The sequence below is a fragment of the Taishania pollutisoli genome (genome assembly GCF_014518315.1).
Classification (GTDB): domain Bacteria; phylum Bacteroidota; class Bacteroidia; order Flavobacteriales_D; family Crocinitomicaceae; genus Taishania; species Taishania pollutisoli.
In genome coordinates this window covers 20,378-46,510 of the sequence record NZ_JACVEL010000006.1, presented here as the reverse complement: position 1 = coordinate 46,510, position 26,133 = coordinate 20,378, and the positions used below count along the sequence as shown (strand labels likewise).

28 protein-coding genes and 2 tRNA genes are annotated in these 26,133 nt (G+C 42.0%); 9 read left to right on the top strand and 21 right to left on the bottom strand.

Annotation, left to right across the window (positions count from 1 at the left end):
• Together H9Y05_RS09970 and H9Y05_RS09965 are read left to right on the top strand one after the other, a co-directional pair.
• Nucleotides 1–1,134: a hypothetical protein gene (locus H9Y05_RS09970; RefSeq protein WP_216714195.1), complete on the top strand. Its 1,134-nt coding sequence runs from the start codon at nt 1–3 to the stop codon at nt 1,132–1,134.
• A complete protein-coding gene (locus H9Y05_RS09965) occupies nt 1,134–2,249 on the top strand; it encodes a hypothetical protein (protein ID WP_216714194.1) in 1,116 nt (371 codons plus the stop codon). Before H9Y05_RS09970 ends, H9Y05_RS09965 begins: the two co-directional genes overlap by 1 nt.
• A 252-nt stretch (nt 2,250–2,501) precedes the next feature.
• On the opposite strand, the gene bioB is transcribed toward H9Y05_RS09965, so the two are convergent.
• Entirely contained in the window at nt 2,502–3,605 is a 1,104-nt protein-coding gene (gene bioB / locus H9Y05_RS09960; protein WP_163491723.1) for a biotin synthase BioB, read from the bottom strand.
• A gap of 239 nt (nt 3,606–3,844) precedes the next feature.
• On the opposite strand from bioB, the gene bshC reads away from it, so the two are divergent.
• A complete protein-coding gene (gene bshC, locus H9Y05_RS09955; RefSeq protein ID WP_216714193.1) occupies nt 3,845–5,434 on the top strand; it encodes a bacillithiol biosynthesis cysteine-adding enzyme BshC in 1,590 nt (529 codons plus the stop codon).
• Between the two features lie 124 nt (nt 5,435–5,558).
• On the opposite strand, the gene H9Y05_RS09950 is transcribed toward bshC, so the two are convergent.
• Both H9Y05_RS09950 and H9Y05_RS09945 read right to left on the bottom strand, forming a co-directional pair.
• A complete protein-coding gene (locus H9Y05_RS09950) occupies nt 5,559–6,170 on the bottom strand; it encodes a trimeric intracellular cation channel family protein (protein WP_163491725.1) in 612 nt (203 codons plus the stop codon).
• A 115-nt stretch (nt 6,171–6,285) separates the two neighbouring features.
• Nucleotides 6,286–6,846, bottom strand: coding sequence for a GNAT family N-acetyltransferase (locus tag H9Y05_RS09945; RefSeq protein WP_216714192.1), 561 nt, complete (start codon nt 6,844–6,846; stop codon nt 6,286–6,288).
• A gap of 49 nt (nt 6,847–6,895) precedes the next feature.
• Between H9Y05_RS09945 and H9Y05_RS09940 the strand changes: the two genes are divergently transcribed.
• Complete coding sequence (locus H9Y05_RS09940) at nt 6,896–7,378, top strand: hypothetical protein (protein ID WP_216714191.1); 483 nt, start codon at nt 6,896–6,898, stop codon at nt 7,376–7,378.
• Between the two features lie 2 nt (nt 7,379–7,380).
• On the opposite strand, the gene metQ is transcribed toward H9Y05_RS09940, so the two are convergent.
• From metQ to H9Y05_RS09885, 11 genes are all read right to left on the bottom strand, one after another.
• Nucleotides 7,381–8,190, bottom strand: a complete 810-nt coding sequence (gene metQ / locus H9Y05_RS09935; RefSeq protein ID WP_216714190.1) for a methionine ABC transporter substrate-binding lipoprotein MetQ — start codon at nt 8,188–8,190, stop codon at nt 7,381–7,383.
• A 12-nt stretch (nt 8,191–8,202) separates the two neighbouring features.
• Complete coding sequence (metI, locus tag H9Y05_RS09930; protein WP_163491729.1) at nt 8,203–8,859, bottom strand: methionine ABC transporter permease MetI; 657 nt, start codon at nt 8,857–8,859, stop codon at nt 8,203–8,205.
• Nucleotides 8,849–9,877, bottom strand: a complete 1,029-nt coding sequence (locus H9Y05_RS09925) for a methionine ABC transporter ATP-binding protein (protein ID WP_216714189.1) — start codon at nt 9,875–9,877, stop codon at nt 8,849–8,851. Before H9Y05_RS09925 ends, metI begins: the two co-directional genes overlap by 11 nt.
• Before the next feature lie 73 nt (nt 9,878–9,950).
• Nucleotides 9,951–10,589: a peroxiredoxin gene (locus H9Y05_RS09920; protein WP_216714188.1), complete on the bottom strand. Its 639-nt coding sequence runs from the start codon at nt 10,587–10,589 to the stop codon at nt 9,951–9,953.
• 30 nt (nt 10,590–10,619) lie between these two features.
• Nucleotides 10,620–10,691 (bottom strand) — tRNA-Cys (locus tag H9Y05_RS09915).
• A gap of 19 nt (nt 10,692–10,710) precedes the next feature.
• Nucleotides 10,711–12,120 (bottom strand): molybdopterin-synthase adenylyltransferase MoeB, encoded by a 1,410-nt coding sequence (gene moeB, locus H9Y05_RS09910; protein WP_216714187.1) that lies wholly within the window; start codon nt 12,118–12,120, stop codon nt 10,711–10,713.
• A gap of 2 nt (nt 12,121–12,122) precedes the next feature.
• Complete coding sequence (locus tag H9Y05_RS09905; RefSeq protein WP_163491733.1) at nt 12,123–12,554, bottom strand: Mov34/MPN/PAD-1 family protein; 432 nt, start codon at nt 12,552–12,554, stop codon at nt 12,123–12,125.
• Complete coding sequence (locus H9Y05_RS09900) at nt 12,551–13,483, bottom strand: PLP-dependent cysteine synthase family protein (protein ID WP_163491734.1); 933 nt, start codon at nt 13,481–13,483, stop codon at nt 12,551–12,553. Before H9Y05_RS09900 ends, H9Y05_RS09905 begins: the two co-directional genes overlap by 4 nt.
• Nucleotides 13,484–13,485: 2 nt before the next feature.
• On the bottom strand, nt 13,486–14,484 hold the full coding sequence (locus H9Y05_RS09895) for an EamA family transporter (protein ID WP_216714186.1): 999 nt from the start codon (nt 14,482–14,484) through the stop codon (nt 13,486–13,488).
• Nucleotides 14,485–14,947: 463 nt separating this feature from the next.
• Entirely contained in the window at nt 14,948–16,465 is a 1,518-nt protein-coding gene (locus H9Y05_RS09890) for an oligosaccharide flippase family protein (RefSeq protein WP_216714185.1), read from the bottom strand.
• Between the two features lie 70 nt (nt 16,466–16,535).
• The gene (locus H9Y05_RS09885) at nt 16,536–17,312 is read right to left on the bottom strand and encodes an enoyl-CoA hydratase/isomerase family protein (RefSeq protein WP_216714184.1); all 777 of its coding nucleotides are present in this window, start codon (nt 17,310–17,312) and stop codon (nt 16,536–16,538) included.
• A gap of 89 nt (nt 17,313–17,401) precedes the next feature.
• On the opposite strand from H9Y05_RS09885, the gene H9Y05_RS09880 reads away from it, so the two are divergent.
• Nucleotides 17,402–18,946: an ArnT family glycosyltransferase gene (locus H9Y05_RS09880; protein WP_216714183.1), complete on the top strand. Its 1,545-nt coding sequence runs from the start codon at nt 17,402–17,404 to the stop codon at nt 18,944–18,946.
• An 8-nt stretch (nt 18,947–18,954) separates the two neighbouring features.
• Here H9Y05_RS09880 and H9Y05_RS09875 read toward each other — a convergent pair whose 3' ends face one another.
• The 3 genes from H9Y05_RS09875 to H9Y05_RS09865 form a co-directional block, all read right to left on the bottom strand.
• Complete coding sequence (locus H9Y05_RS09875) at nt 18,955–19,410, bottom strand: gliding motility lipoprotein GldH (protein ID WP_163491739.1); 456 nt, start codon at nt 19,408–19,410, stop codon at nt 18,955–18,957.
• A gap of 11 nt (nt 19,411–19,421) precedes the next feature.
• Nucleotides 19,422–20,846, bottom strand: coding sequence for a PSP1 domain-containing protein (locus tag H9Y05_RS09870; protein WP_216714182.1), 1,425 nt, complete (start codon nt 20,844–20,846; stop codon nt 19,422–19,424).
• A 74-nt stretch (nt 20,847–20,920) separates the two neighbouring features.
• Nucleotides 20,921–21,487 (bottom strand): PhnA domain-containing protein, encoded by a 567-nt coding sequence (locus tag H9Y05_RS09865; protein WP_163491741.1) that lies wholly within the window; start codon nt 21,485–21,487, stop codon nt 20,921–20,923.
• A gap of 263 nt (nt 21,488–21,750) precedes the next feature.
• On the opposite strand from H9Y05_RS09865, the gene H9Y05_RS09860 reads away from it, so the two are divergent.
• Both H9Y05_RS09860 and H9Y05_RS09855 read left to right on the top strand, forming a co-directional pair.
• Nucleotides 21,751–21,824: transfer RNA gene (locus tag H9Y05_RS09860), tRNA-Asp, on the top strand.
• Between the two features lie 88 nt (nt 21,825–21,912).
• Nucleotides 21,913–22,365 (top strand): KTSC domain-containing protein, encoded by a 453-nt coding sequence (locus tag H9Y05_RS09855; protein ID WP_216714181.1) that lies wholly within the window; start codon nt 21,913–21,915, stop codon nt 22,363–22,365.
• Between the two features lie 127 nt (nt 22,366–22,492).
• Here H9Y05_RS09855 and H9Y05_RS09850 read toward each other — a convergent pair whose 3' ends face one another.
• Both H9Y05_RS09850 and H9Y05_RS09845 read right to left on the bottom strand, forming a co-directional pair.
• Complete coding sequence (locus H9Y05_RS09850; RefSeq protein WP_216714180.1) at nt 22,493–23,014, bottom strand: hypothetical protein; 522 nt, start codon at nt 23,012–23,014, stop codon at nt 22,493–22,495.
• Nucleotides 23,015–23,026: 12 nt separating this feature from the next.
• Nucleotides 23,027–23,602, bottom strand: a complete 576-nt coding sequence (locus H9Y05_RS09845) for a hypothetical protein (protein ID WP_216714179.1) — start codon at nt 23,600–23,602, stop codon at nt 23,027–23,029.
• A 267-nt stretch (nt 23,603–23,869) separates the two neighbouring features.
• Between H9Y05_RS09845 and H9Y05_RS09840 the strand changes: the two genes are divergently transcribed.
• On the top strand, nt 23,870–24,028 hold the full coding sequence (locus H9Y05_RS09840) for a hypothetical protein (protein WP_216714178.1): 159 nt from the start codon (nt 23,870–23,872) through the stop codon (nt 24,026–24,028).
• Nucleotides 24,029–24,033: 5 nt separating this feature from the next.
• Here H9Y05_RS09840 and H9Y05_RS09835 read toward each other — a convergent pair whose 3' ends face one another.
• Complete coding sequence (locus H9Y05_RS09835; protein WP_216714177.1) at nt 24,034–24,786, bottom strand: formylglycine-generating enzyme family protein; 753 nt, start codon at nt 24,784–24,786, stop codon at nt 24,034–24,036.
• 255 nt (nt 24,787–25,041) lie between these two features.
• Nucleotides 25,042–25,401: a hypothetical protein gene (locus tag H9Y05_RS09830; RefSeq protein ID WP_163491748.1), complete on the bottom strand. Its 360-nt coding sequence runs from the start codon at nt 25,399–25,401 to the stop codon at nt 25,042–25,044.
• A gap of 204 nt (nt 25,402–25,605) precedes the next feature.
• Here H9Y05_RS09830 and H9Y05_RS09825 point away from each other — a divergent pair, with 204 nt between their 5' ends.
• Nucleotides 25,606–26,121: a hypothetical protein gene (locus H9Y05_RS09825; protein ID WP_216714176.1), complete on the top strand. Its 516-nt coding sequence runs from the start codon at nt 25,606–25,608 to the stop codon at nt 26,119–26,121.
• Nucleotides 26,122–26,133 lie beyond the last annotated feature (12 nt).

Sequence of the window (26,133 nt, the reverse complement as noted above, 5' to 3'; positions counted from 1 at the left end):
ATGGGAATGAATATTGCGCTGAATACACGTGAAGGGCTTTTGGAAGCGATTTCATACATTGAAGATGAAAAGAGGAATTCGACAAACGAATTGGAAAAACTGGCATTTAATTGCCTGAAAAAGACACAGGAATTCAACGATATTGATCTTGAGTACCGGGTTCGGATCGCATTGATTGTGATTCATAATGATCTACATAAAACCGATCTGGTCGTTTCCATGTTTCCCTGGTTGCTCAATACCTGTGATAATAACAAAGGCCGTTATGATTACAAACAGATTTTATGGTATTACCGCTGGATCATTACCGCAGCCAAACATTACAGTTCCATTCCTAAAAGCAAACTATTTGAACTGACGGAAGATTTCGAACGACGTTGCCGTGAAGTCGGAATCGGTGAAAAAACCATTCACGATTATAAGTTTTATTTTTATTCGGAAATGGGAGAGTTGGAGCTGGCAGAAAAAGAATATGTATTGTGGCAATCAACATCATACAACATCTTTCATGAATGTGAAAAATGTGACAAACTTTTTTTAAACTGTTACCTGGCAGACAGAGGAAGGTACGAGGAATTACTGGAAGTGATTCAACCTGTGCTCCGGGGAGAAATTACGTGTCATTCGAACGAACGATATAACTTCCATTTGGGAATGCTGGGGTACATGATGTTGGGAAAATGGGAAGAGGCCGAGTTTTTTGCAGCTAAAAGTATGAAGCAGTTGAATCCGAATGTTGCATTCCTATATCCGTTTTCGTCGCACATGGTCTATTATGGAATCACCGGACAGTTTGAAAAAGGCCGGAAAATTTTTGAAAAACAGTTTCGATACTTGTTGGGTGCATTGCCGGATGTGCCAAGGCTGGAATTTTTAGTAGGTGCGTTGGAGTTTTTTAAACGCTTGTATAAAAGCAACCAGCAGTTAATTCGGTTAAACCTTCCAAAGCAGGAAATTCTGGTGGCAGGAGAAGAGGGGTATGCAGTGGAGGAAGTACTGAATTACATTCAATCCGAAGTTGACCGGTTGGCGCGTGCACTGGATCAGCGAAATGAAAATAATCACTACAAACAGTTCGTGGTGTCGTTGGCAGAACGATACGCACGTGTTGAAGCACCGAAAACAGACAATTGATGTATTCGCTTGAAACACCGGAAGAGCTCGAAAAAGCAGTTGGCTATATTGAACAAGAGCGGCCACATACCAATGAAATTGAACGCCTGGCGTTGCGTTGTTTGCAAAAAACACAGGAACGAAAAGACCTGGATATGGAATACCGTGTCAGACTTGCATTGATTTCTATTCACAATGGACTCCACCGCCCTGACCTGGTTATTTCCATGTTTCCGTGGTTGCTGAAAATAAGTGAAGAAAACAGGAGTCGGTTTGATTACCTGCAAATTCTGTGGTATTACCGCTGGATCATCATCTTTGCAAAACAGTATACTTCCATCCCGAAGTCTAAATTAACAGAACTACTGACCGACTTCGAAAATCGTTGCAGGGAAGAAGGTGTAGGTGCGAAAATTGTCCATCAAAGTAAGTTTGGATTTTATACCGAAACAGGAGAATTGGAACTGGCAGAAAAAGAACTGGAATACTATGAAACAACCGATTTTTTAATATTAACCGGCTGCAGGGACTGCCGCAAATTGTTCACAAAAACACACCTCATCAACCTCGGAAAATATGAAGAAGTATTGGAGCTATTGGATCCTGTACTCCGCCAACAGGTAACCTGTCATCTGAATGAACGCTACGGATATCACATTGCAATGCTGGCTACCATGATGCTGGGAAGGTGGGAAGAAGCAGAAATCTATGCTGTGAAAAGCAGTCGTGAAATAGATCTGACAATCGGAATGTTGTATGTGGCATCCTCTCATTTGATTTACTACGGAATTACAGCGCAATTTTCGATTGGAAGGGAGGTGTTTGAGAAACAATTCCCGTTTGTACTGAAGCCTGTTTCGGATCTGCCGAAGCTGGAGTTTTTGATCGGTGCACAGGTGTACTTCAAACGACTGCAACGATCCGGTCGGACAACCATTCAGCTTTCTGTTCCGGAACATCCGGAGTTACACCCGGAGAATGAAGTCTACCAGGTGGCAGAATTACTGAATTTTATAAAAAAAGAAATCGATCGGATTGCAACAGCATTTGATCACCGGAATGAGAATAACTATTACAAAGAATTTGTTGCAGAAATGGCACGTCGCTATGAGCAGGTGGAACAACCACAGAATTGATGTTGTCTTTTTTGAACCACATAAAATATAGATTAATTCACTTACTGTATCGGGCCATTTTTTACATACAACAGCTGTAATAAATTAGCTCATGTAATGAACTACTATGTGTCACTATAGTTAAAGCACAGATTCACCTATGTATCTATGTGCACTATGTGGTTAATAATTATTTCTTCTTTCAACCATCTGCAGGGACTAAAAATGAAAATCCCCGACCTTGCGACCGGGGATGTATCAAAAAGTATCTTATTACGCTTCGATCTTTACTTTTCTTGGTTGGAAGTTCGGATCTTTCACTTTCTCTCTTGCTTCTGCCAGTTCCTTTGCACGTTGCGCTTCTTTCAATTTGCGCTCCTCAATTTTCGGATCAGGAATCGTCATTGGTTTCTCTCCCTTCTGGAACGGTTGTGTCGGAATCAATCCCAGGATGTCAAACATTTCCTTGTCTTCGTTGAACTCAGGATTCGGAGTCGTCAATAATTTGTCTCCTGCGAAAATAGAACCTGCTCCTGCCATAAAGCACAATGCCTGTGCCTCCATGTTCATTTTAGTTCTTCCTGCGGATAAACGCACTACTGCTTCCGGGAACACGATGCGTGTTGTCGCCACCATGCGAATCAATTCCCACTGTTCAATCGGCTTTTGTTCCGCCATCGGCGTTCCTTCCACGGCAACCAACGCGTTGATCGGAATCGATTCCGGTGGTGTTTCCATTGCCATGTAGCTCAACAGCATCCCCATCCGGTCTTCCACCGCTTCACCCATCCCGATGATTCCTCCTGAACAAACAGAAATACCTGCTTTTCGGGCGTTATCAATCGTATTCAAACGGTCTTCATAATCACGAGTGGAAATAACATCTCCGTAATATTCAGGCGATGTATCCAGGTTGTGGTTGTATGCAAATAAACCTGCGTTTTTCAACCGACGTGCCTGTTCTTCATTCATCATTCCCAATGTACAGCAAACTTCCATGTCCAGGTCGTTTACCGCCTGTACCATTTCAATCACATTGTCAAAATCTTTGTTATCACGTACCTCGCGCCATGCAGCTCCCATACACAAACGGGATGATCCGTTTGCTTTTGCGTTTTTCGCCTGTTCGATTACTGAGTCGACAGTCATCAACTTATGGGCGTCAACATCTGTGTGGTAACGTGCAGCCTGCGGACAGTAACCACAATCTTCGGGGCAACCGCCTGTTTTGATACTCAGCAAAGAAGACATTTGTACTTCTCTCGGGTTGTGGTATTGTCTGTGGATTGTTGCTGCTTCAAAAACCAATTCCAGTAAAGGTTTGTTATAAAGTGCTACCAATTCTTCCCTGGTAGCATATGCCGGATTTACTTTCATAAATGTTGAATTGTTTCAAACAAAGATAATCATTCCTTTGAATTGAGAATATATTAACACCGGTTGGTCTCCAAACATCCTCTCTCCGTTGGCTGTGCGTTCTGTCCTTTTTAATGCTATAAAAGACACTTTATTCTTGCATTCCTATGACGATTTGACTTGTTATAATTTAAGGAATATTTAGCAAAATTTAGCTACACGACCCCATCCGCTAATTCCGAAACGGCTACCTTTGTGCCATGAAAATTTCAACAATTCACCGTCAGCAGACAGGCTTTTTTTCGCAACAGCAACTGGACATGTCGTATAACCAGGCTGTATATGCCGATTTTCTTACAAAACCATTTTCTCCAGAAGCATTTGAAACACAGATTCAGCGTAAAAAAGAAGTGTTTTCCAGTGAGAAAAGAGACCAATTGGTTCAGGTTCTCAAGAAGCAATATGCAGGAGTTGAAACAAATGCCGCAGTTGCCGCAAATATTGAATTGCTGGCAAATCAGAATACATTTACGGTTGTAACAGGACATCAAATGGTGGCAATGACAGGGCCGCTGTATTTTATTTACAAGATAGCGCATGTGATCCGTTCGGCACAAGAACTGAAAAAGAGGTACCCGCAATACAATTTTGTTCCTGTGTTCTGGATGGCATCCGAAGACCACGACTACGACGAGGTTAAATCGTTTCATTTGTTCAACCGCACCATTACCTGGGAAACAGCACAAACGGGACCTGTCGGACGATTTGAAATGAAGGACTGGGAACCGGTCATCGAACAATTGACGGAATTGTTTAAAAATCATCCGGACAGTGAACTGATGGAATTGTTATCTGTTTTTACCGGAAACCAGTACACAGAAGCATTCAGAAAGTTGGTGAACCACCTGGTAGGACGTTATGGTGTTGTGATCATTGACGGCGATGATGCTGTTTTAAAACGTTCGTTCCTGCCGTATATGAAAAAAGACGTACAGGAGCAGTTTTCGTTTAATGCAATTACCCAAACAACAGATCAGTTGATACAGCGGGGAGGAAAGCAGCAAATTGTCCCGCGGGAAATCAATTTATTTTACATTGAAAAGGGTGTTCGCGAGCGATTGGTTGCCGTTGGAGGACACGTGGAAATTGCGGGGAAAGGGACGTATTTAATCCCTGAGATACTGGACTGGATGGAACGTGCTCCGGAGGAATTTTCACCGAATGTTTCATTGCGTCCGCTATACCAGGAGGTCATTCTCCCCAACTTGTGTTACGTTGGTGGTGCAGGTGAAATCAATTATTGGTTGCAGTTAAAATCAGTATTTGACCGGGCTGATGTTTTGTTTCCGTTGTTGCAAACGCGAAATTCCATGGTATGGATCGATAAAAATACTTCCGAGAAAATGGAAAAATTACACCTTGAACCAGCGGATATGTTCAAGGAGTTACACCTTCTCAACAAAGAGTACCTGGAAGCCAATGCATCCGATGAGGTTGATTTCAGCGAACTGGATAAGCAAATGGAAGTACTGAAACGTGTATTGAATGAAACGACATTGAGCATTGATCCGTCTTTGGAAGCCTATGCAGCGGCGGAAAGTGTACGTATGGAAAAACAACTGACACAGGTAAAAGACCGCTTGTACAAAACCGTGAAGGGGAAACATGATAAGGATTTGAAAACGTTGCAGCAAATCAAAGAGAAATTGTTCCCGGGTAATGGATTACAGGAACGTTACACCAATTTTTTTCAGTTGAACCCAACCGGCAATTATTCCATTGTGTTGGACGCAATTGTTGAAAATGCCCAACCGTTTAATGCCGATTTTATCATTCTGGAAGAAGAATAGACGTTACAGAAACGAGGTTGGTACAATGGTATTGATTTAAGGCTGTTGTGCGTGCTTATCCATCTGTTGCTCCATTTGTGAATTTGTGGAAAACGTACTTCGATTTTCAGAACACGCCCATATCTTATTTCCGGATAAATTTCGGAAGTTGCCAGTTGTTCACAACTGCCAGGATTCGGATCAGTATAATGACACCACCTGAAATAGCGAAATTGACATTGAAGTCGACGTTGAGGTGATACAGGCCAACGTAAGTTAAAGCTCCGGTGAAACAGGCAGTGGCGTAGATCTCTTTCCGGAAAATAATCGGAATTTCATTGGTGAGAATGTCCCGAATTACACCTCCGAAAACGGCGGTAAACATTCCCATCGCAGCAGCATTGATGTTCCCGATTCCCAGGGAAATCGCTTTGGAAGTTCCGACTACCGTAAAGAGCGCAATACCAAGTGTGTCGAAGAGGAAAAATGTTTTTCTGAGTTGCAGGAGTGGATTGTAAAATAGCCGTGCAACAATTACCCCGACGAGAATCGCATAGACAAAATTGACATCCTTGATCCACACGATCGGATAGCTGCCAAGCAGGACGTCCCGAAGGCTCCCGCCTCCCAATGCCGTAACAAACGCAATGAAAGTGACACCAAACCAGTCAATGTTTGCTTTTTCTGTTGCCGATAATGCTCCTGAAATGGCAAAAAAAGCCGCTCCGAATAACTCAAACCAGTATTGTATTTGCATGTTTTTATTTAAGTTTTATTATGTATAAATGATACCCACCACCATTCTCTACAGAGCACTTTCCACCGCTGTAATTCCATTTATATCTATCAGCGGGAAAACCAGGGGTTATCCTCTATTTCCCTATCACTTGCAAGTGCTCCATCTGCTTTCCCACCAGTGTTTTCTCTCCAACGACCCTGAATCCAAGTTTTAAATATAACTTTTTTGCTCCTGGATTTTCTTTGTCAACCAGTAATCCTAATATCTGACCATTTTTGTGTACATATTCATCGATCAGAAACTGAAGCATTGCCGACCCGATTCCTTTTCCCTGCTGACCCGGGTCTACTCCAAATGAATCAATATAAAACTCCCCGGACTGTGTTTCATGCTCCGGATTGAACGGCTGTTTGTATTCCTCCCGTACATATTGTGCAACTGGTGCCCGCAATTCCTCCAGTTGTCCGCCATCGTATACTGTTACAGCAGCAACCACGCTACCGTCTTCTTCCACCACCCAACAGTTTTGATAGGAATATTGATTGTTTTCTGCTGTTACCAGAAAATGCATGAATGTTAATGCTTTTTCTGGGTTATTTTCCCCGATAAATTCGAATACGATTTCTTCCATTGCTAATAACAAGTATCGGGCAATGGACGGGCTGTCGGTTTTTGTTGCTTTTCGGATTATCATCCTACAAAACTAAGATTTTAATTTTTTGATCGGTGCTAAAAAGAGGTGAATGAGTCAGCTTATTTTTTTTCCAAAAACAGACAACTACAGATTTTTAAGTATCTTTCCCCTCATGAAAGTACACTACAAACAATCAATGGGAATTATGATGATCATTTCAGGGATCATCATCTTTGGACTCAATATGTACCTGATGACGATCAGTTCCCGTATGCCAATCCAGTTATTTCTGGGTATTTTTTTCATCATCATCGGTGCATTTTACTTCAAACGTCCGATGTTTGAGTTGAGGGAAAACGAAATCGTGTTGTTCAACGCTTTCGGGATGGTTGTCAAACGGTATCCGTTTAATTCTATGGAAGAGCTGATTATTGTTGACAATAAAATATACATTGAAAACGGAAGCTCCCGGAAACGAGTACGATTGAGCAGTTTCTCGGCAAACAAATCCGAATGGGATCAGTTTATTGCACTGATTAAGAAACGGTCATTCCATTCCAGTTCTGATTTGATCGACGACGTTAAATTTTAAGGTCACCAGCCTTTCACTGCATTCCCTTTGAATACTTTTTGAGCAGTCTGTTCGACGGATTCTGATTGGTATGCATTGACAAAATTTTTCACTTTTTGATCCTGCTGATTGTCCTTCCGCGCTACGATGACATTAACGTAAGGGGAATCTTTTTCTTCCTTTAGAATCCCATATTTTTGACTATCCAGTCCGGCCTGTGATGCAAAGTTGGTATTGATCACGGCGATTGTTACCTCTTTGTCGTCCAGCACCCGGGGCAATTGAGGAGCTTCGATTTCCAGCAACCGGATTTGCTTTGGATTGTCGGTAATATCTGTCACTTTTGGCAGTAATCCTACTCCTTTTCGAAGTTGAATAACCCCGTTTTTTTGCAATAGCAGCAAAGCTCTACCTCCGTTGGTCGGATCGTTGGGGATGACAACCGTATGACCGGACCGGAGTTCGGCAATGGTTTTAATTTTTTTAGAATATGCAGCGATCGGATACACGAATGTCGTTCCGACAACTGTCAGGTTGTATCCGCGTTGTCTGATCTGTTCTTCCAGGTAGGGCACATGCTGAAAGACATTCACGTCGACTTCTCCCTGGTTGAGTGCTTCGTTGGGAACCACATAATCATTGAACGTTACCAGTTCTACTTCGAGGTTGTATTTTTCTTTTGCTTCTTTTCGGGCAGCTTCGGCAAGTTCACGTTCCGGACCGGATGTAATACCGACCCGGATGAAATTCGGATCGTTCTTTTTCCCGGAACTTCCACAGGACGTCAGGGAAGTTAATGCGAGTATAATAAAAGGAAATACATATTTTTTCATGAGGTAAATTGTTTATCGGTGATTGAATTTTTTGGAGAGAAAGTCCCCTGAGAATTGAATAATAAAAACCAGTGTGATGAGCAACAGTAACACGGCATTCATCATCACGGCATCGTAACCGATGTACCCGTACTGATAGCCGATCTGCCCCAAACCTCCGGCTCCGACGGCTCCTCCCATGGCAGAATAACCAACAAGTGTAATGAGTGTAATGGTCGCGTTATTGATGAGCGATGGCAGTGCTTCCGGCAATAAGACCCTGGTGACTATTTGAAGAGGGGTTGCTCCCATTGAACGGGCCGTTTCGATCAACCCAGAGGGAACTTCCAGTAAGCTGTTTTCAACCAGCCGCGCAATGAACGGTGCTACTCCGATACTTAAAGGGACCAATGCTGCACGCATTCCAATGGAAGTCCCCACTAAATCACGAGTAAAGGGAATCATCCATACAATCAGTATGATGAACGGGATGGAACGGAATACATTGACAATAAGTGCCAATACCTGGTGAATAAATACCTGTTCGAGCAACTGACCTTTTCGGGTAAGAAACAGTACAGTACCGGTAGGTAATCCGATTAAAAAGCCGAAAAAACCGGCGGTAAAGGTCATGAAAACAGTTTCCCATAATCCCCTGGAAAGCAATGAAATTGTTAGTTCAGGCTGCATAACCACGAATGAAATTAGTAATGTTTGACTGATTGAAATGATGAATTAACCGTTCGTTGATTTCTTTGCTCCCTTTCAGATGAATCAGTACTTTTCCGAAATTAGCTTTTCCGGTATATTCAATGTCTGCCCTGATAATGTTATAAGGGAGTTGATACTCGTACTGAATGGTGTCAAGAAGTTTCTTAAAATGAATGTTTCCGTTCAATTCAATTTCAATCAACGGAAATACACCTTCCGTGTATTCCTGCTGAAGTGTGTCGGTTAACTGTTTTGGTACTGTCATTTGTGTTGTTGTTATAAATGGTGAAAGAGCAGGATGTCCGTTTCCGGCCAGTTCTTCCAGGCTTCCCGTCGCGACCAGTTTCCCGTGATCGAGAACGGCAACCCTGTCACAGATGGTTCTTACGACATCCATTTCATGAGTAATGAGTAAAATGGTAATGTGTAATCGCCGGTTGATATCCTGCAGCAATTGCAGAATGGATTGTGTTGTCACCGGATCAAGTGCACTCGTGGCTTCGTCACACAGTAAAATCTGGGGTGAATTAGCCAATGCACGTGCAATAGCTACCCGTTGTTTTTGCCCTCCGGAAAGGTTGTTCGGGTATTCTTCCGCTTTGTTTTCCAATCCGACAAGGTGTAATAATTCATTTACGCGTTGCCGGATTATCACTTTATCCGTTTTTTCCAGCTTTAAGGGCAGCGCAACATTCTCAAATACTGTTCCGGAGGACAACAGGTTGAAATGTTGAAAAATCATCCCGATGTTTTTTCGTTGTGCGGCCAATGCCTTTCCCTTCAGCAACGTCAGGTTGATTCCGTTGATTACAACACTTCCCGAATCGGGTTGTTCCAACAGGTTGACACAACGGATCAGGGTACTTTTCCCCGCCCCTGAACTGCCGATCACACCTACGATTTCTCCCTTTTCAATGGTTAGGTTAATCGTATCAAGTGCTTTGTGGCTGTTCTTCTTTTGACGGAATGTTTTCGATATGTTCTGTAGTTGAATCATGGATTGTTTGAATTGATTTTTTTGCAGGCAACCGGGATCTGATTGACTAACCAAACCCCGGTATTGTTATGGATTACAGGTTGGGTTGTGGAGTTAAACGCAGATACGACTTCACAACGACATGCCCTTTCGGGAATTTGTCCGGAATTTCTTCATCTTTCACTGCAGGAGCAATAACGACATCCTGTCCGTGTTCCCAGTTGGCAGGAGTTGCTACCTGGTGATTTGCCGTCAGCTGAAGACTGTCGATTACGCGCAGGATTTCATTGAAATTACGTCCCGTTGAAGCCGGATAAGTGATCGTCAGTTTTATCTTTTTATCCGGGCCGATCACGAAGACAGAGCGAACGGTAAAAGTTTCACTGGCATTCGGATGAATCAGATCGTACAATTCCGCTATTTTTCTGTCAGGATCTGCAATGATCGGAAAATTAACCGTTGTATGCTGCGTCTCATTAATGTCTTTGATCCAGCTGTGGTGCTGCTCAATCGGGTCAACGCTGATCGCAATTGCTTTGACGTTTCGTCGTTCAAATTCGTCTTTCAGTTTCGCTGTCGCGCCTAATTCAGTTGTACAAACCGGAGTAAAATCTGCCGGATGGGAAAAGAACACTCCCCATTGATCTCCCAGGAAGTCATAAAAATCAACAGTTCCTACTGTTGTTTCTGCTTTAAAATTCGGGGCGATATCACCCAATCGTAATGTAGCCATTTGATCTGATTTTTAAAAATTAAACAATAGAGGTGCTGACCGGAATCGAACCGGTGTACCAGCTTTTGCAGAGCTGTGCCTCAGCCACTCGGCCACAGCACCCGATAAATAAGCGGATTGGTTACCTGGAAAGCAGTAATTCCTGTTCCCCGGAAATGGCGAGGATACCTCCTTTCAGGTTGTATAAATTTGTAAAGCCGAATGCGGATTCCAGTTCCCGGATCGCCGTTGCGCTTCGTTTTCCCGAACGGCAATGAACGATCACTTTCTTATCGGAATGAATTTCATTGGCGCGTTGCTGCACAGTTGCCAGCGGAATGAGCAATGCACCGATATTTCGCTCTTCGTATTCGTTTGGCTCGCGGACATCAATTACCTGAATGTCTTCCCGGTTGGTTATCCATGTTGAAAATTCTTCTACCGAAATTTCTTTGATCGGCTTTTCCACAGCGGGAACACCACAGAATTGTTCATAATCAATGAGTTCAGAAATGACAGGCGTAGTTGGATTGGTAGAAATTTTCAATGTGCGCGTTTCAAATGAAAGGGCATCGAATACAAAGAAACGTCCGGAAAGTGGCTCACCGATTCCCGTGATGACTTTGATGACTTCATTGGCCTGTAATGTACCGATGATTCCGGGTAATACTCCCAGTACACCACCTTCCGCACAATTAGGAATCAATCCCGGATCGGGTGGGGTGGGATAGAGGTCTCTGTAATTGGGCCCGGTGACCCCGTTTTTATCGGTGTAGTTGAACACGGCAACCTGCCCTTCGAACTGGAAAATGGAAGCATATACATTCGGTTTTCCTGCGATCACACTCGCATCATTGACCAGGTACCTGGTGGGGAAATTGTCTGTCCCGTCGGCAATCACATCGTATTGGGAAATGATTTCCAACGCGTTTCCAGCTGTTAACTGCGTGTTATAAGTCCGAATTGTTATGTAGGGATTGAGTTGCTGCAGACGCTTCTTTGCCGCTTCTACTTTCAATTCCCCGATGTTTTCGACTCCGAATAATACCTGTCGTTGCAGGTTGCTGTCATCCACTACATCAAAATCAACAATACCGATGGTTCCGACTCCGGCAGCTGCTAAATAGAGTAACAAGGGGCTTCCGAGTCCTCCTGAACCGACGACCAGTACTTTTGCTCCTTTCAGCTTTTTTTGTGCTTCCAGTCCAAAATCCGGAATAATGATGTGGCGGTTGTAACGTGCCAGTTCTTCTTTGGAGAACGGTTGTTCTTCCTGTCCGCTTCCTCCCGCGATTGCCGGAATAATACTCAGAACGGAATTGGTTGCAAGAACTGTATTTTCCTGTTGCAGATTGCGGATGTCTTCGTCGCCGACAAACAGGTTGACAAAGCCCCGGATCTTACCGTTGTCATCCAACAGGTTTTTTTTCAGTTCGGGAAAATTGACTGACAAGGCATTGATTGCTTCTTTTACTGTTGTTGCTTGTACGTCTACACGTGGCTCGTGATTGATAAATTTACGCAAGGGGGTGGGAATGATGATTGTTGCCATAACTATGCTTGTATTGATTTTAAAATTAAAACTTTTTCTTCTTCAAATTGAAATTCCTCATTCAATTTCCAGGATTGTACCGATACCAGTTCATTTTCTTTGATCGCCAGAATGAGATAAGAAAAATAGGGTTGAGCTGCAATTCTGTCCTGTTCACTGGGAACAGATGGATGGTTCGGATGGGAGTGATAGACTCCGAGTAATTGCAGGTGATTTTCATCCGCATAGCGCTCGGCATTCAGATAATCCGCAGGTGAAATTTCAAATCGTCTGCGTTTATCTCCTTCTTTGCAATTGTTTACAACAATGATGTGTTCGATCGCTCGTTCTTCCCCGCTTTCCGTTCCCAGCATGAAACCACAGCATTCGTCAGGAAAGGAATGGAACGCGTCGTTTTTTAGTACTTCCAGTACGTGTTTGTTTAAGTGGATCATTTGTTTCGTATTAATTGTAAGACTTCGCTGTATTTATCTGCATTATCAGGGAGAATGGTGACAATGACTCCTGATTTAATCGTGTCCGCCACGTGCAGTGCCCCGGCAATATTTGCAGCAGAGGAAGGACTTAAGCGTATTCCGTCATTGCGATACACTTCGGCGATGATCTGGTAAGCATGTTCAGTACTCACTTCGATGATTCTGTCAGCTGCTTCCGGTTGAAAAATCGCAGGAACAATTGCCGTTTCTAAGTGTTTCCATCCTTCCAGTCCGTGCAGCGCATTGTCCGGTTGAAAAGCAACAGTTGTAATGGCAGGATTGAGCTCTTTCAGCTTCAAAGAAGTGCCGGTGAATGTTCCGGTTGTTCCGAGACCTGCCACAAAATAATCGATTTCAGGAACTTCACTGAAAATTTCCTCCGCAGTTGTATGGTAATGCGCTTTCCAATTATTTTCATTGGCATACTGATTGGCATAAAAATACTTCTCGGGGTGTTTTTTTGCCAGTTCAGCTGCCAGTTCCTGAGCCTCGTCTGTCCCTCCGAATTTGGAGGTGAGTATCAGTTCAGTCCCCAGTGATTGCAATAATTCCTTGCGTTCTTTTGATGCGTTTTCCGGAAGTAGCAAGGTTACATGGATACCCAGTTTTTTCCCGATGGTCGCATAGGCGATTCCGGTGTTTCCGCTTGTGGCGTCGAGCAATACCTTGTCGGTTGTCAACTGGCCGGATCGAATGGCTTGTTGGATGATGTTGAATGCTGCTCTTGCTTTCACGCTTCCTGATAATTGTTCCCATTCTGCTTTTGCAAAAATTGTTACGTCCGGATTGTGGTGCAACCCCCTGATCGGAATAAGCGGTGTATTCCCGATGTGGGCTTCGACGCGCAGCAATTGTTCTTCGATTGTATGAATATGAATGGTTTCCATGTCTATTTAAAATTGAGTACGCGTTTGTATACGAATGAATTTGTAAAAATCCGGGTGGTTTTTCTGATATGGACCTGTGTGCGCTTGGGAAGTTTGTATTGAACGATATTGGTCAGGATGACCCCTGCAATAATGGTTGCAACACCTGTTAACTGTCCTGAAGAGATTGTTTCGTGTGCAATAACTGCCCCCGCAACGACCGCTACAATCGGGTTGATGAACGTATGCGTACTTACCAATGCCGGTGGTTTTACAGACAATAACCAAATGAATGACAAGTAAGCAATGATGGATCCGAAAACAATCAGGTAAATCAATCCGATCCATGCTTCTGCAGGGATTTCAGCCGGGTTGAATGCGCTCCATTCGCCGGATATACTTGCGATAATCAAACTGGAAATACCTCCGATAATCAATTGCTGGGAAACATTCATGAAGAGCGATTCTCCGGTTGATTTTTTAGAATACAGTGATCCCAGTACCCACACAAGTGCGGTGAAAACAAGCAAAATAAATGCAATGATTCTGATTCCTGCAAATTCTCCTGCACCCGAATGTAACAGGCTGTCTTTGAAGAAAAGCAACAAACCGATAAATCCGAGCAATAGTCCCGAAATAGCAACTTTGTTACTGAAATAGAACGAGCGGTTCTTTTTGTCGACCACTATAAACCAGAACGGTTCTGAGGCAATGATAATTGCGGCTTCCGTAGAAGAAATGTATTGTTCCGCCCAGGTAACAGAACCGACGCCAATAGTAAGAATCAGGAAACCAGAGATGCTGTTGCGTTTCCACGCTTTCAGGGAGAATGGTCGTTCGCCTTTCAGGTACAGCCATCCCAGTAAAAGTATTCCTGCAATGAAAAAACGGAATCCGGAAAGCAGGAACGGAGGAAATCCTTTTAACCCGTAATGAATGGCTAAAAATGTTGTTCCCCATACGATGTAAATACTGATAAAAGCAAGGAAAATTAAAATGGTATGATTGTTTGTCTGCTTCATTTTTAAACGTGATTTGACTGAAATAAAAAAGGGCTTTACGCTGTGTTCGTAAAGCCCTTTTTAAACTATAACTATTACACTATACACAGCATTATTCGTTGTTAATCATACAACAACACCACATCATCATCGCACGCATGCGACGATAATTGAATTGATTTGTTGAAAGTGGTGCGATGACAACTACTGTTTTCATGATGTTAACTGTTAAAATTTCATTCAAAAAAAAAACTCCTCCGATGGTGTATCGGAGGAGTTTTAAACCATTTTATTGGTCAATTATCTTAGTACCCGATACAAGATTAAAACACAGACCAACAACACATCATCATGCGTGTTGCACCTGTTGAATTATTCTTGTATGTGGTATATAATTTCATTTTTTGTTAAATCGCCATTGGCTTTTGCAAAGGTATTTTCTTTTTTTTGAATTCTGCAAGAAAAAAATACAATTTTAACGTTTTTAATCGGTTGTAAATTTTTTAACTGGTTCTTTTTTAGGTTTTTGATTGGATTTCTCCAGGGAATAAATTAACAAAATAAAAAGTAAAATGACTCCGTTGTGAACAAAAAACTGGAGCATTCCATCGCTCATTGAGATGCTTTTCAACAGGAAAAAGATAAGCAGGGCCAACCCCAGGTAAAGTCCGAATTTTCGCAAATTGTATTTGATTGGGTAATATTTCTGTCCCAACAGGTAGGAAGCAATCATCTGAGCGGCATAAACAATCATCGTTGCCCAGGCACTGGCGGTATACCCGTATTTCGGAATGAAAATAACGTTCAGCAAGATGGTGAGACAGGCACCTCCGACAGCGATATATGCCCCGAATCGCGTTTGTCCGGATAATTTATACCAGATACTTTGGTTGAAATAGATTCCCAGGAAAATATTTGCCAGTAAGAGCAGTGGGACAACTTTTAATCCTTCCCAGTATGCCTCGTTGGGGATGAAATATTTGAATAGTTGCATGTTGAGTGTAACTCCCAGAAATACGACGCACAATGCACCGATGAGGTAGTTCATTACTTTTGTGTACAACTTATTTCTGTCCGTATTTTGGGCATTTGAAAAGAAAAACGGTTCTGCCGCATAGCGGTATGCTTGCAGAAAAATGGTCACCAACATCGCCAGTTTGTAGCAGGCACTATAAATTCCGACTTGTCCTTCCGCATAATCCAGTGCTTGCTCCTGAGCAAAATCGGAAGGGGGAACCGCTGCTAAATGTGTTTCATACAGTATGTTTTGCAAGAGAATCCGGTCGATGGTTTCGTTAATGATTCCGGCAAACCCGGCGACCACCAACGGGAGGGAATAGAGCAACATTTTTTTTGCCAGTTCTCCGTTGTAGACCAGTTTGATGTTAAGCAGATCTTTGTAAACCATTAGTGGTTTGGTCAGGGATGACAACAGGTTTGCAAACAGGATGTACATGATTCCCTGATGCGGATCACTGTTGTCGAAAAAGAAGAGTAGCGGGACAACGTTGAAGATTACATTCACCAGGATGGATGAAAGTTGGATCATTGCAAACCGCTTGGCCTGGTTTTCTGAACGGAGCTTAGCCAGTGGTAATGCTGCTGTTGCGTCAATACAGACGATTAATGCGAGCAAAATGATGTATTCCGGATGATCGGGAAGGAGCATCCAGGCAGCGATTTTGTTGCTGAACAGCAAGGCGATGACCAGGAACAGGCTGTTGAATCCTGCAACTGTGAGGAAACTGTTCTGAAAAACGGTTTCTTTTTTCTCTTTGTTGTCACTGATGAACTTGAAAAACGCGGTTTCCATTCCCAGCGGAAGCAGTACAATCAGAAAAGCTACCCATGCATACAGGATGGAAATGACTCCGTAATCTTTCGGTTCTGCAAAGACGTATACATAGAGTGGGAGCAATAAAAAATTGAGTGCTCTGCCAAGGATTACGCTCATTCCGTAAACAGCAGTCTGCCCCAATAGTTGCTTTATCGGACTTCCCATTTTACTTGTTTTTTGTTTCCAGCAGGAATGCCCTTTATTCGGCTTCCCGCGGGTGTAACGTTAGCGATTATTAGCCTCTGAAATTTGGTTTTCTCTTTTCGATGAACGCAGTTGTTCCTTCTTTGAAATCTGCAGTTCCGAAGCATTTTCCAAATTCCAGAATTTCTGTTTCATACCCGTTGACACCGTCTTTGAACCCGGCATTGATGGAGCGGATTGCAGATGCGATGGCAGCACCGGAATTGGCAAGAATTTTTTCCGCGATTTCTGTCGCTTTGGCCATTAATTCTTCCGGTTCTACAACGTGGTTAACCAGCCCCCATGTCAATGCTTCATCCGCTTTGATCATGCCTGCAGTGAAGACCAGTTCGTTGGCTTTTCCTTTTCCAACCAATTGCGCCAGTCGCTGTGTTCCTCCATATCCCGGAATGACACCAAGAGAGACTTCCGGCAGTCCGACACGCGCATTGGACGAAGCTACGCGGATGTGTGCCGACATGGCCAGTTCCAATCCTCCTCCGAGTGCAAAGCCATTGACTGCGGCAATAACCGGTTTTGACAGGTTTTCAACCAGGTCGAACAGGGTCTGTTGACCTTTTTGTGCCAATTCTCCTCCTTCAGCAATGGTAAAATGCGCAAATTCCTTGATGTCTGCTCCGGCTACAAACGATTTCTCTCCGGATCCTGTCAAAATGATTACCCCGACAGTTGTATCTTGTTCAGCAGCTTGTATGGCCTGGCTTAGCTCTTCAATCGTCTCTTTGTTCAACGCATTCAATTGCGCAGGGCGGTTAATCGTAATCAGTTGAATCTGCCCGTTTTTTTCTGCTAAAATGTTGTTGTACATACTTGTTTTATTTATTTTGTGTAAATATACTGAAAGGGTTTTATTGAACAAGAAGAGTTCTAAAAGTTTATATTTGCCCGATGAACATTATGAACTTGATCAGAAACAATCAGTATTTGTTGCTATTTGTATCTATTGCATTGCTAATCATATATCTGCAATCTCCTTACATGGAGATGTATCCGAGGGCGATACATGCATGGGCACAATCGGATTTGTATGCTTTATCGAAGGGATTTCTTAACAATGGATTTGATTTGTTTTACCCGGAAACATATACATATAACAAACAATTTCCGGATAGCTGGAATACGGCTTATGATGCTACAATTACAGGAGGGAACCTGCCTCTTCATCAATTTTTAATCGCATTGCTGATGAAGCTTCTTGGCTCCGATTCTCCGTTGATCTATCGCACATACGTGTTGTATTTCAGTTTGCTAGGGGTCGGTTACCTGATAAAACTGACAGAGTTATTCAAGTTGAATATCTGGTACTCGCTGCTGGTTGTCACGTTTGCAGTCTTTTCACCTGTTTATTTTTATTACGAAGCCAATTTCCTGACGACAATACCTTCATTGGCACTGGTAACAGGTGGTCTTTATTATTATTTTCTATTCCTGAAAACGGAGAAGTTGAGACATTGGCATCTTTCTATTTGTTTGTTGGGAATTGCCGTTATTACCCGAACAACTTTTGCAATTCCATTGATTGCCGTTTTGTGTCATCAGGTGTTGATCCTTTTTCAAACGAGAACGTATCGTCCGAAACAACTGATTTCTCTTGCAATCGTAGTTATTGCCTGGTGGGTACAGATGGTTCATTTTAGAAATGTAAGTGAGGAATATGGTTCTGTGTTTTTGATGGGGTTGCGCCCTGTGGACAGTGCCGGGGAACTGTGGAACCTGATTTTCGAAGCTGCGGAAAGGTGGAAATGGGACTACTTTTCAATGAACCAGTGGATTGTATACGGATTGATTGCGTTTGTCGGGTGTATTTTTATCCGCAGGAAAAATATCATGTTTCTTAAAGGATTGGGGTATTTTCTGCTTATTTTATTCATCGGGAATGCTTTATTTTTGATTTTTATGATCAAGCAGTTTCCCTACCACGATTACTACTTTTTAGATACGATGTACTTAATTGTCATTTTATCGATTATTGCTTTCCTTTCGATTGTACCGAAGTTTCATTTGAAACTGATGTTTCCGTTGGCGGCAGGTGTTCTTTACTTTTTTGTTTCTTCAAAAAAAGATACGACCGAGGTCACCTGGAACAGATATCATTATTTGCCGGAGTACGATTATACGACCCGAAACGGGATTGCCTATATGGGATCAAAAGAGTTTATCGACTCAGTCGGGATTGATCACTCCGCTAAAATAGCCGTTTTGGGGAATATGGGAGCTAACATTCCTTTCCTTCTGATGGATCGAAAAGGGTATGCGATTGACTACACCAATCAGGATGTTTATCATTTGATAACAGGGTGGGGGATGGACTACATTATTGTACCTGATTACCTGCTGGAAGAAGACATTGTCAAGTATCCGTATGTACTGAAAAATTACACGCCAATCGCAACCAATTCAAAGATTTCGGTGTTTAAAAGAGACCTCGCGGATATCGAATAGCGTGTGTGTTATTCCTTGTACACACTCAGTCCGATATCCAGGACATCATTTAGTTTTTTCTCCGTTACCGCTTGTTCAATGGTAAAAATGTATTCTCCCGGAACTGTAATTTTGCGTCCTGCGAAAGTCAGCTGATTTTCCACAATCGTTCCGGAACTCTTCCCGATCCAGCTTCCGTCCGGGTTGGCAATTTTTAACTCAAACGGTTCCCGCACTTTTTCGTTTAACGGTGTTTCCGATGTCCAGAACAACCAGGTGTTGCTGTAATCGTAATCCGTTGTCGTTCTCAAGGTCAGTACGAAGCGATAAACGGACGTTGTATCGTCGATGTTGACTTTAAAAACCGATTTCTGATCCTGTTTCCATTCGTTGTTATCGAAACTATACACCTGTTCATAGTAAGGTGCTTCAGAACAACTGGTCAGGATGAATATCAGCACGGAAAAGAATAGGAAGTGCTTCATGTTCACCATTTTTATTGATTTTCCCCTTTTGGATTTTCTTTGTTTTCTTTATTCCTGTTCGGATTTCTCCTTCTGTTCTTGTTATTGTTTCGTTTTGGTTGTTGCTCACCCCCTTCCTGCTGTTGCTGGTTTTTCGGTTGGTTTGCCTGTGCCGGGTTTGCTGGCTTTTGCTGTGGTCGCTGCTGTTGATTCCGCTGCGGTTTTTGCGGTTGCTGCTGTTGACCTTTGGGCTGATTCCCTTGTGGTTTCGGAGCCTTTACAGCGGTTGCCGTGGCATCGGTTTTCGGGTTACCTTGTCCGCCTCCCGGTTTTCTTTTTTTCTTTTTCTTCGATTTAAAGGCGTGTTCAAAACGGTTCAGGCTGTCTTGTCCGACAACATTTTCATAATCCGTTACCGCTTCCACCTCTACTTTTTCTGCAAATTCAGACAAGTCTTTCGGTTTCACACCTTCTTTGTTGAGTGCAATGATTTCTTTCACTCTATCCGGAGATAAAGCGATCAACCCGGATCCGATAGCTGCTTCACCGGAATAAGCAAACCACATCTGGCGTTTGAAAACATCTGTTTTGATATGAAAAGCACTTCCCTTTTCGGTGTGTATTTTGACATCCGATTTCGGGAATGACTTCAATTCTTCCAGGTACATGTCCAACTCGTAGTTGAGACAGCATTTCAATTTTCCACATTGCCCTGCCAGTTTCTGCGGGTTGAGTGACAATTGCTGGTAACGTGCCGCCGATGTTGAAACCGACCGGAAATCCGTTAACCATGTGGAGCAGCACAATTCACGTCCGCAGGATCCGATTGCTCCCAAACGGGATGCTTCCTGACGGGCTCCGATCTGGCGCATTTCGATCCGGATTTTAAAGGCCTCCGCCATGTCTTTGATCAACTGACGGAAATCAACACGTCCTTCTGCGGTGTAATAAAATGTCGCTTTGGACAAATCTCCCTGGTATTCCACATCGGAGATTTTCATTTCCAGTCCCAGGTTAACAGCAAGTGTCCGGGAAGAGTACATCACGTCTTTTTCCAGATCGCGCGCTTTCACCCAGTTATCGATATCTTCCTGATTCGCAATGCGTGTGATTTTTCTGGCTTCACTTTCTTTAAAGCCAGGTTCTTTTTTACTGACCTGTATTCTGGCAAGTTCGCCAACAACAGAAACTACTCCAACATCAAAACCAGGGCTGGCTTCTACTACAACTACATCTCCGACCTGGAGACTTAAACTTTTTGTATTGCGGTAAAAAGCCTTTCGACTGTTTTTAAAACGTATTTCTACTATATCGTATGGTTTCTGACCTCCCGGCAACGCGATGTTTGCCAGCCAGTCATACACTTCCAACTTGTTGCAACCTCCAGAGCTACAGGTGCCGTTATTCTTACATCCGCGTGGTGTTCCACCTCCGCTTCCACAACTTGAGCATCCCATAATTCCAATTTAGTGATTGTAAAATTACAAATAATTATGAATTACGGATGATGAATGTGGAATGAATCCGGCTTTTACTTTTTTACGTACTGTGTCAGAATGATGATACTTTGTCCGTTTATTTTTCCTTCGATTTGTTCCGGATTGTCATGTACCAGCCGGATGTTACGAACGGCGGTTCCTCTTTTTGCGGTAAATGTGGCTCCTTTTACATTCAGGTCTTTGATGAGTACCACACTGTCTCCGTGTTGCAACTCAACTCCGTTTGAATCCCTGTGTTTGGGTGCGTTTTCGTCAATGATGCCCGCTTTTGCCCAGTCCAGTGTTTCATCATCGAGGTACATCATTTCCAACAGGTCGTTTGGCCATCCTTCGGCTTTCAGTTGATGCAGCATCCGGTATGCGATAACTTTCACTGCGTCTGTTTCACTCCACATAGCATCGTTCAGGCACCGCCAATGATTGACATCTGTTTCCTGTGTTCCCTCCAGTTGATCTTTACATACGGAGCAGGTGTAAACATATTCGTTTGCGTTGGTTCCCGGACGCGGAGCTACTAAATAAGGGGAGAGGTTAGCTGTTGCTCCGCAAAGTTCACATGCATTGTTGCTTCTTTCTTTTAATTGGTTGTCAAAACTCATTGCTTGTATTGGTTTTTGGTTTGTTTTTTCTGTGCTGCAAAGGTACGATTTTAAGCGGAATCAAAAATCAGGGTATTTTCCGGTGAAAAATGGAGCTTGAAAATCAGTGTGTTTTCATTTTTTTTATTCTTTTTCGTTATTTTTTTTCGAAAATGTTTGTTTCATTCGAAATTAAATACATATCTTTGCCCACGCTTTTAACGAAAAGCACGACACAATTCGAAAGTCAGCTGTAGCTGACACCTGTTAAAGGTAAAGAAATTGGTTTGGTAGTTCAGTTGGTTAGAATACGTGCCTGTCACGCACGGGGTCGCGGGTTCGAGTCCCGTCCAGACCGCAACTGTTAAAAGCAAATGAAACCCTCGGAGCAATCTGGGGGTTTTTTATTTAGATCAATTTACATAGTCCCACCCCTATACATTTATATGAAACGCATCAACGAATACAAAAAGTTGTTCCAGGTAGAAAATGAAATCAACCTGGCAGAATTGAAAACCATGTACAGAAAGCTGGTGAAGCAATGGCACCCGGATAAATTCCAGGACGGAGATCCGATGAAGGAAGAGGCGGAAGTGATGGGACAACACGTTGTGGACGGGTATCATTTTTTGGTCAGCATTGCTCCGGAAACGAAGGAAGCCAATTTGGAAGAATATACACGAACCATTACGGAATGCGGTATCTACGATTTCAAACACAAAAGCCTTTTGCTGGAAATTACGTTCACGGATGGTTCTGTTTATGAGTATTTCGGCGTGAATGCAACCATTTATAAAAAGTTGATGAATGCGGATTCTCCTGTTCGTTTTGCAAAACGTTCGATTTACAATAGTTATTTGTACAGAAAATCGAAAAAAGCAACGGAGGGAGAGGAGTGAGAATCGTTGAAATCCTTGAGAACTAGATAAAGTACTTTTTTGAGGGAAGATACTACGAAAAGAACGTTTGTGTGAGTGTGATTTTATTTAATAGATCTACAATGAGATCACGCAGGATTGGGGTTTTTTAGTTGATGTTAACAGATGCCAATTTTCTTTTTTCTCCGATCTTAATCAATCTTTGATAACGTACTTTGCTTTTGAAATTTTCAGGTGCATGAAAAAACCAATTATTTTCAGCAAATATCCTATAATTGTTTTTATCTGTCATACAATAGGATTGGGATAAATTATGGTTTGTAATAATTTCCTCTGAAAACTGATACTCAGTAATGTCATACCATTTATTGTATTCTAAGTAGTACAATTTTCCTTGATCTAAAATAAATATTGGATTTTTAAGCATCAATCTCCCTATTGGATATTGTATTTCATATAGGAAAAGTAATAAAGCTAAAAAACCTAATAATGTAATCGCATTATTGTCAATACGCATTATTATTAAAAAAACTGAAGAGATAATCAGAACAAAGCTAAATATTAGGCTAATTACACTTTTGTAAACACTATAATATAATCTATGCCCTTTAATTTCTTTAAGGTCAATTTTATTTAAAGTTGATATTTCTTTCAAATAATTACTTGGCATCTTCAGTTTTGTTTACTTGTAACTAATCAGTAAGTAAGGATGTTTATTTAGCTCCAATTCTATCTTGTCTTTAACTATTTTTGCTTCGTCGATCAGCTCCTCAATTAATTTCTCTTTTTGCTTATTTCTGGACAAATTATTGTAATAAAGAAGCATACTGCCATCTTCAAAATCTTGTAATTCTCCATACCATATATACATTTTTCCCAATCCAAGTTCCTGACCTACATATTGAGTTTTCGATATAGCCAATTCACTTGCCCAATCAACTTGTTTCATGATTTCGTTATCAATTTTTATCATAAAATCATATGTACAAATAGGATTATCAATCATTTTATTTAGGTAATAGATCAATAAGATTTGGGCTGACAAATATATACTTGGTAATGAAACATTCACTTCTCGAAGACTTGCATCAAAATATTGTTGAAGTTCAAATACATTTTCCCGATCAGACATACTGGCTAACATTAGTATTGAATCTGATTCAAATCCTTCTTCTATGGCAGTTTGAGCAATACTTGGGAAATGGCTGCGACTATAATTACCCAAACAATAAGAGGCTATTTTTTCCCTGAAATTCATCTTGCTTTATAGATTGGTAGATTGTAAAAATACAGACTCTAATCTACCCTAACAAATTTTCTAATTTGAATGTATGAGTCCAATAAGAGAATACTAAGGATTTCACGATTTCAAAAGACTATCAGTGGCTTTTTAAAAATTAGAATCCTATAAATACTTAAATACTGATGTATCTCAAAAAATAAGATGTATTTATCAACATTTTTTCACATTCACTCATTGCCCTTTCGTTCATACCATCGATCTTAGTTCTGAAAATACAGCGCAATGAGAAAGAACATAGAAAACGAATTACCAAAAATACGAGTACTTCTAAGAGCAGACAAGCCAAAAAATACAGAAGGGAACTACACATTGAACTATATTGTCAGGTTTATGGGGAAATCCATGAAGAAGCCAACAGGAGTGTATATTTCTTCCAATTGACATCACTACTCCGCCAAAACTACCCGGAAGCCTGCGCTGGACCAGGGTGAAGACGTAAGTGCAAAAGTGCGAATCGTTACATAACATTTCGAAGCAGGGTAGCCCCAACTGGCACCTCGCTGTACTTTATAAGTCGCAGATGCAGGACCGGTAGGGTTATGAGAAGGGCTGTTGGCATAGTAATCATGACCAAACCAGTCCGAACACCATTCCCACACATTGCCGGTCATGTCATAAATGCCCAATTCATTCGGATGTTTACTCCCCACACGGTGAGGTTGATTGCCAGAGTTCTCACCAAACCAGCCGACATTATTTAAGTCGTTATCGCCCGAATAGATATAGCCCTTGCTTTGATCTCCCCCACGAGCAGCGTATTCCCATTCTGCCTCGGTGGGTAAACGCCAATTGCCGCCGTACTCCTCTTTCAGCCAATTGCAGTAGGCCACAGCATCGTCGTATTTAACATTTACAATTGGGTGATTGTTATCCCAACCCCACTGGGGAATGTAAGGCATCTTTCGTTTAGTGACGTCACAAAATCGTCTGTATTGCCCTACTGTTACTTCGTATTTACCAATGCTGAAATCATCGAGTGTGACACTGTGTACCGGTTGTTCTTCTTCCTCTCCGTTGGCGTTTCCCATTTGAAAGGTGCCGCCCTTTACAAAAACCACTTCGGGTTTATAGTAACTGGCTGGTATTTGAGCGAAGCTTACCGTATGTATAAAAACAAGAAGTACTGTCAGATAGTTCATGTATACCGTTTATCAATACTACAAATGGTCTTACAAAATACTTATTTCGTTTCGAATATACCATTTTCTTCAATCGTTTCATGCGTATTTTACGATTCGTTCAATCAACCTGAAAAACACATTTCTTCATTTCCCTTTTATTTCATGCGCCAAAAAGAATTGCTTCCATTCGATAGAGTGGAAGCAATTCATGCATGTAAGGGGTAGTTATTATCCGTGAAAAGTCCGCTTTTCCGTTGCAACAAACCAACATTTTTACTTGACGTTCCACAATTGATTCCGGACCACCCGGTAACCGTTTTGATCGTGAACAATGTGAAAGCGGCTGAATCCGGTTCCGGATGGAGCGGATGAAATGTAGGGTGTTGCTCTGACTGTTGACCCGTCCTTAAGTGTGAGAACGGCGGTGATAGCTGTTAGTAGCGACAATTCCCGATTAGGAGCTTCCCATGTTTGATTGGAAGTAACGGCGTATGTGTTTTTTATTGATGAAGTCAGCATGATGATGCCAACAGCTTCATGTGGTGTCTCGTTGGTGATTTTGATTCGGGAATAGCCCGTGATGCCTGTTTGTGACACATTGTTTAAAGTGGGGGTAGTGCAAGTATTTTCCATTTTTGTATGTTTATAATGACACAAGTACAAAGTTCAGCAGTACGATTGTTTCAGATGTGGTTATTTTTAACTGTTTTTTTTATTTTATACAGGTATTTATACTTGCTTTTGGGGCAAAAAACCGAAACACCCGATAAATCCATATACATTTGAAGGAATTCCTGCCAACAGGAAGACACGAATCTATAACTTAAAATTATCGCTATGAAAAAATCTTTTTTAATCGGATCACTACTATTGAATGCTTTACTTGTTGTCCTGTTATTAACCGTGGACAGAACAAAAGGTTCCTGCCATCGGATCAATTTTCAGGGAGAAAGCTTCACCTCGCGGCAAGAGAATTTTAAAACGGCACATACGGATGTAAAACGTTTTTATGATTCCATTGTCAAACAAGATGCCAGTCAGCGAGATTTTGTCCGTGCGTTTACCATTTCAGCGATGGACATGCTGGAAGTGATGGGGCTGGATTCAACCACGAAATGTACCTATGAACAATGCCGGGCTTACCTGGGCTTAACAGCAGATGATCAGTTCAAACTTTACCTCACCCCGATCAAAGACAATAAGGATGTGTTTCTGAATTTTAAACCTGCTACGGGTGCAACAATCGATACAAATGAATACAGTTATGTACTGGATCTGATTGCTCCTTGTCCCAATACATGTGATAAGAAAAGTCCGTTGTATAATTTTTCAAAACCTGAGGCCTCCAGGTAATTAATTAGTTTA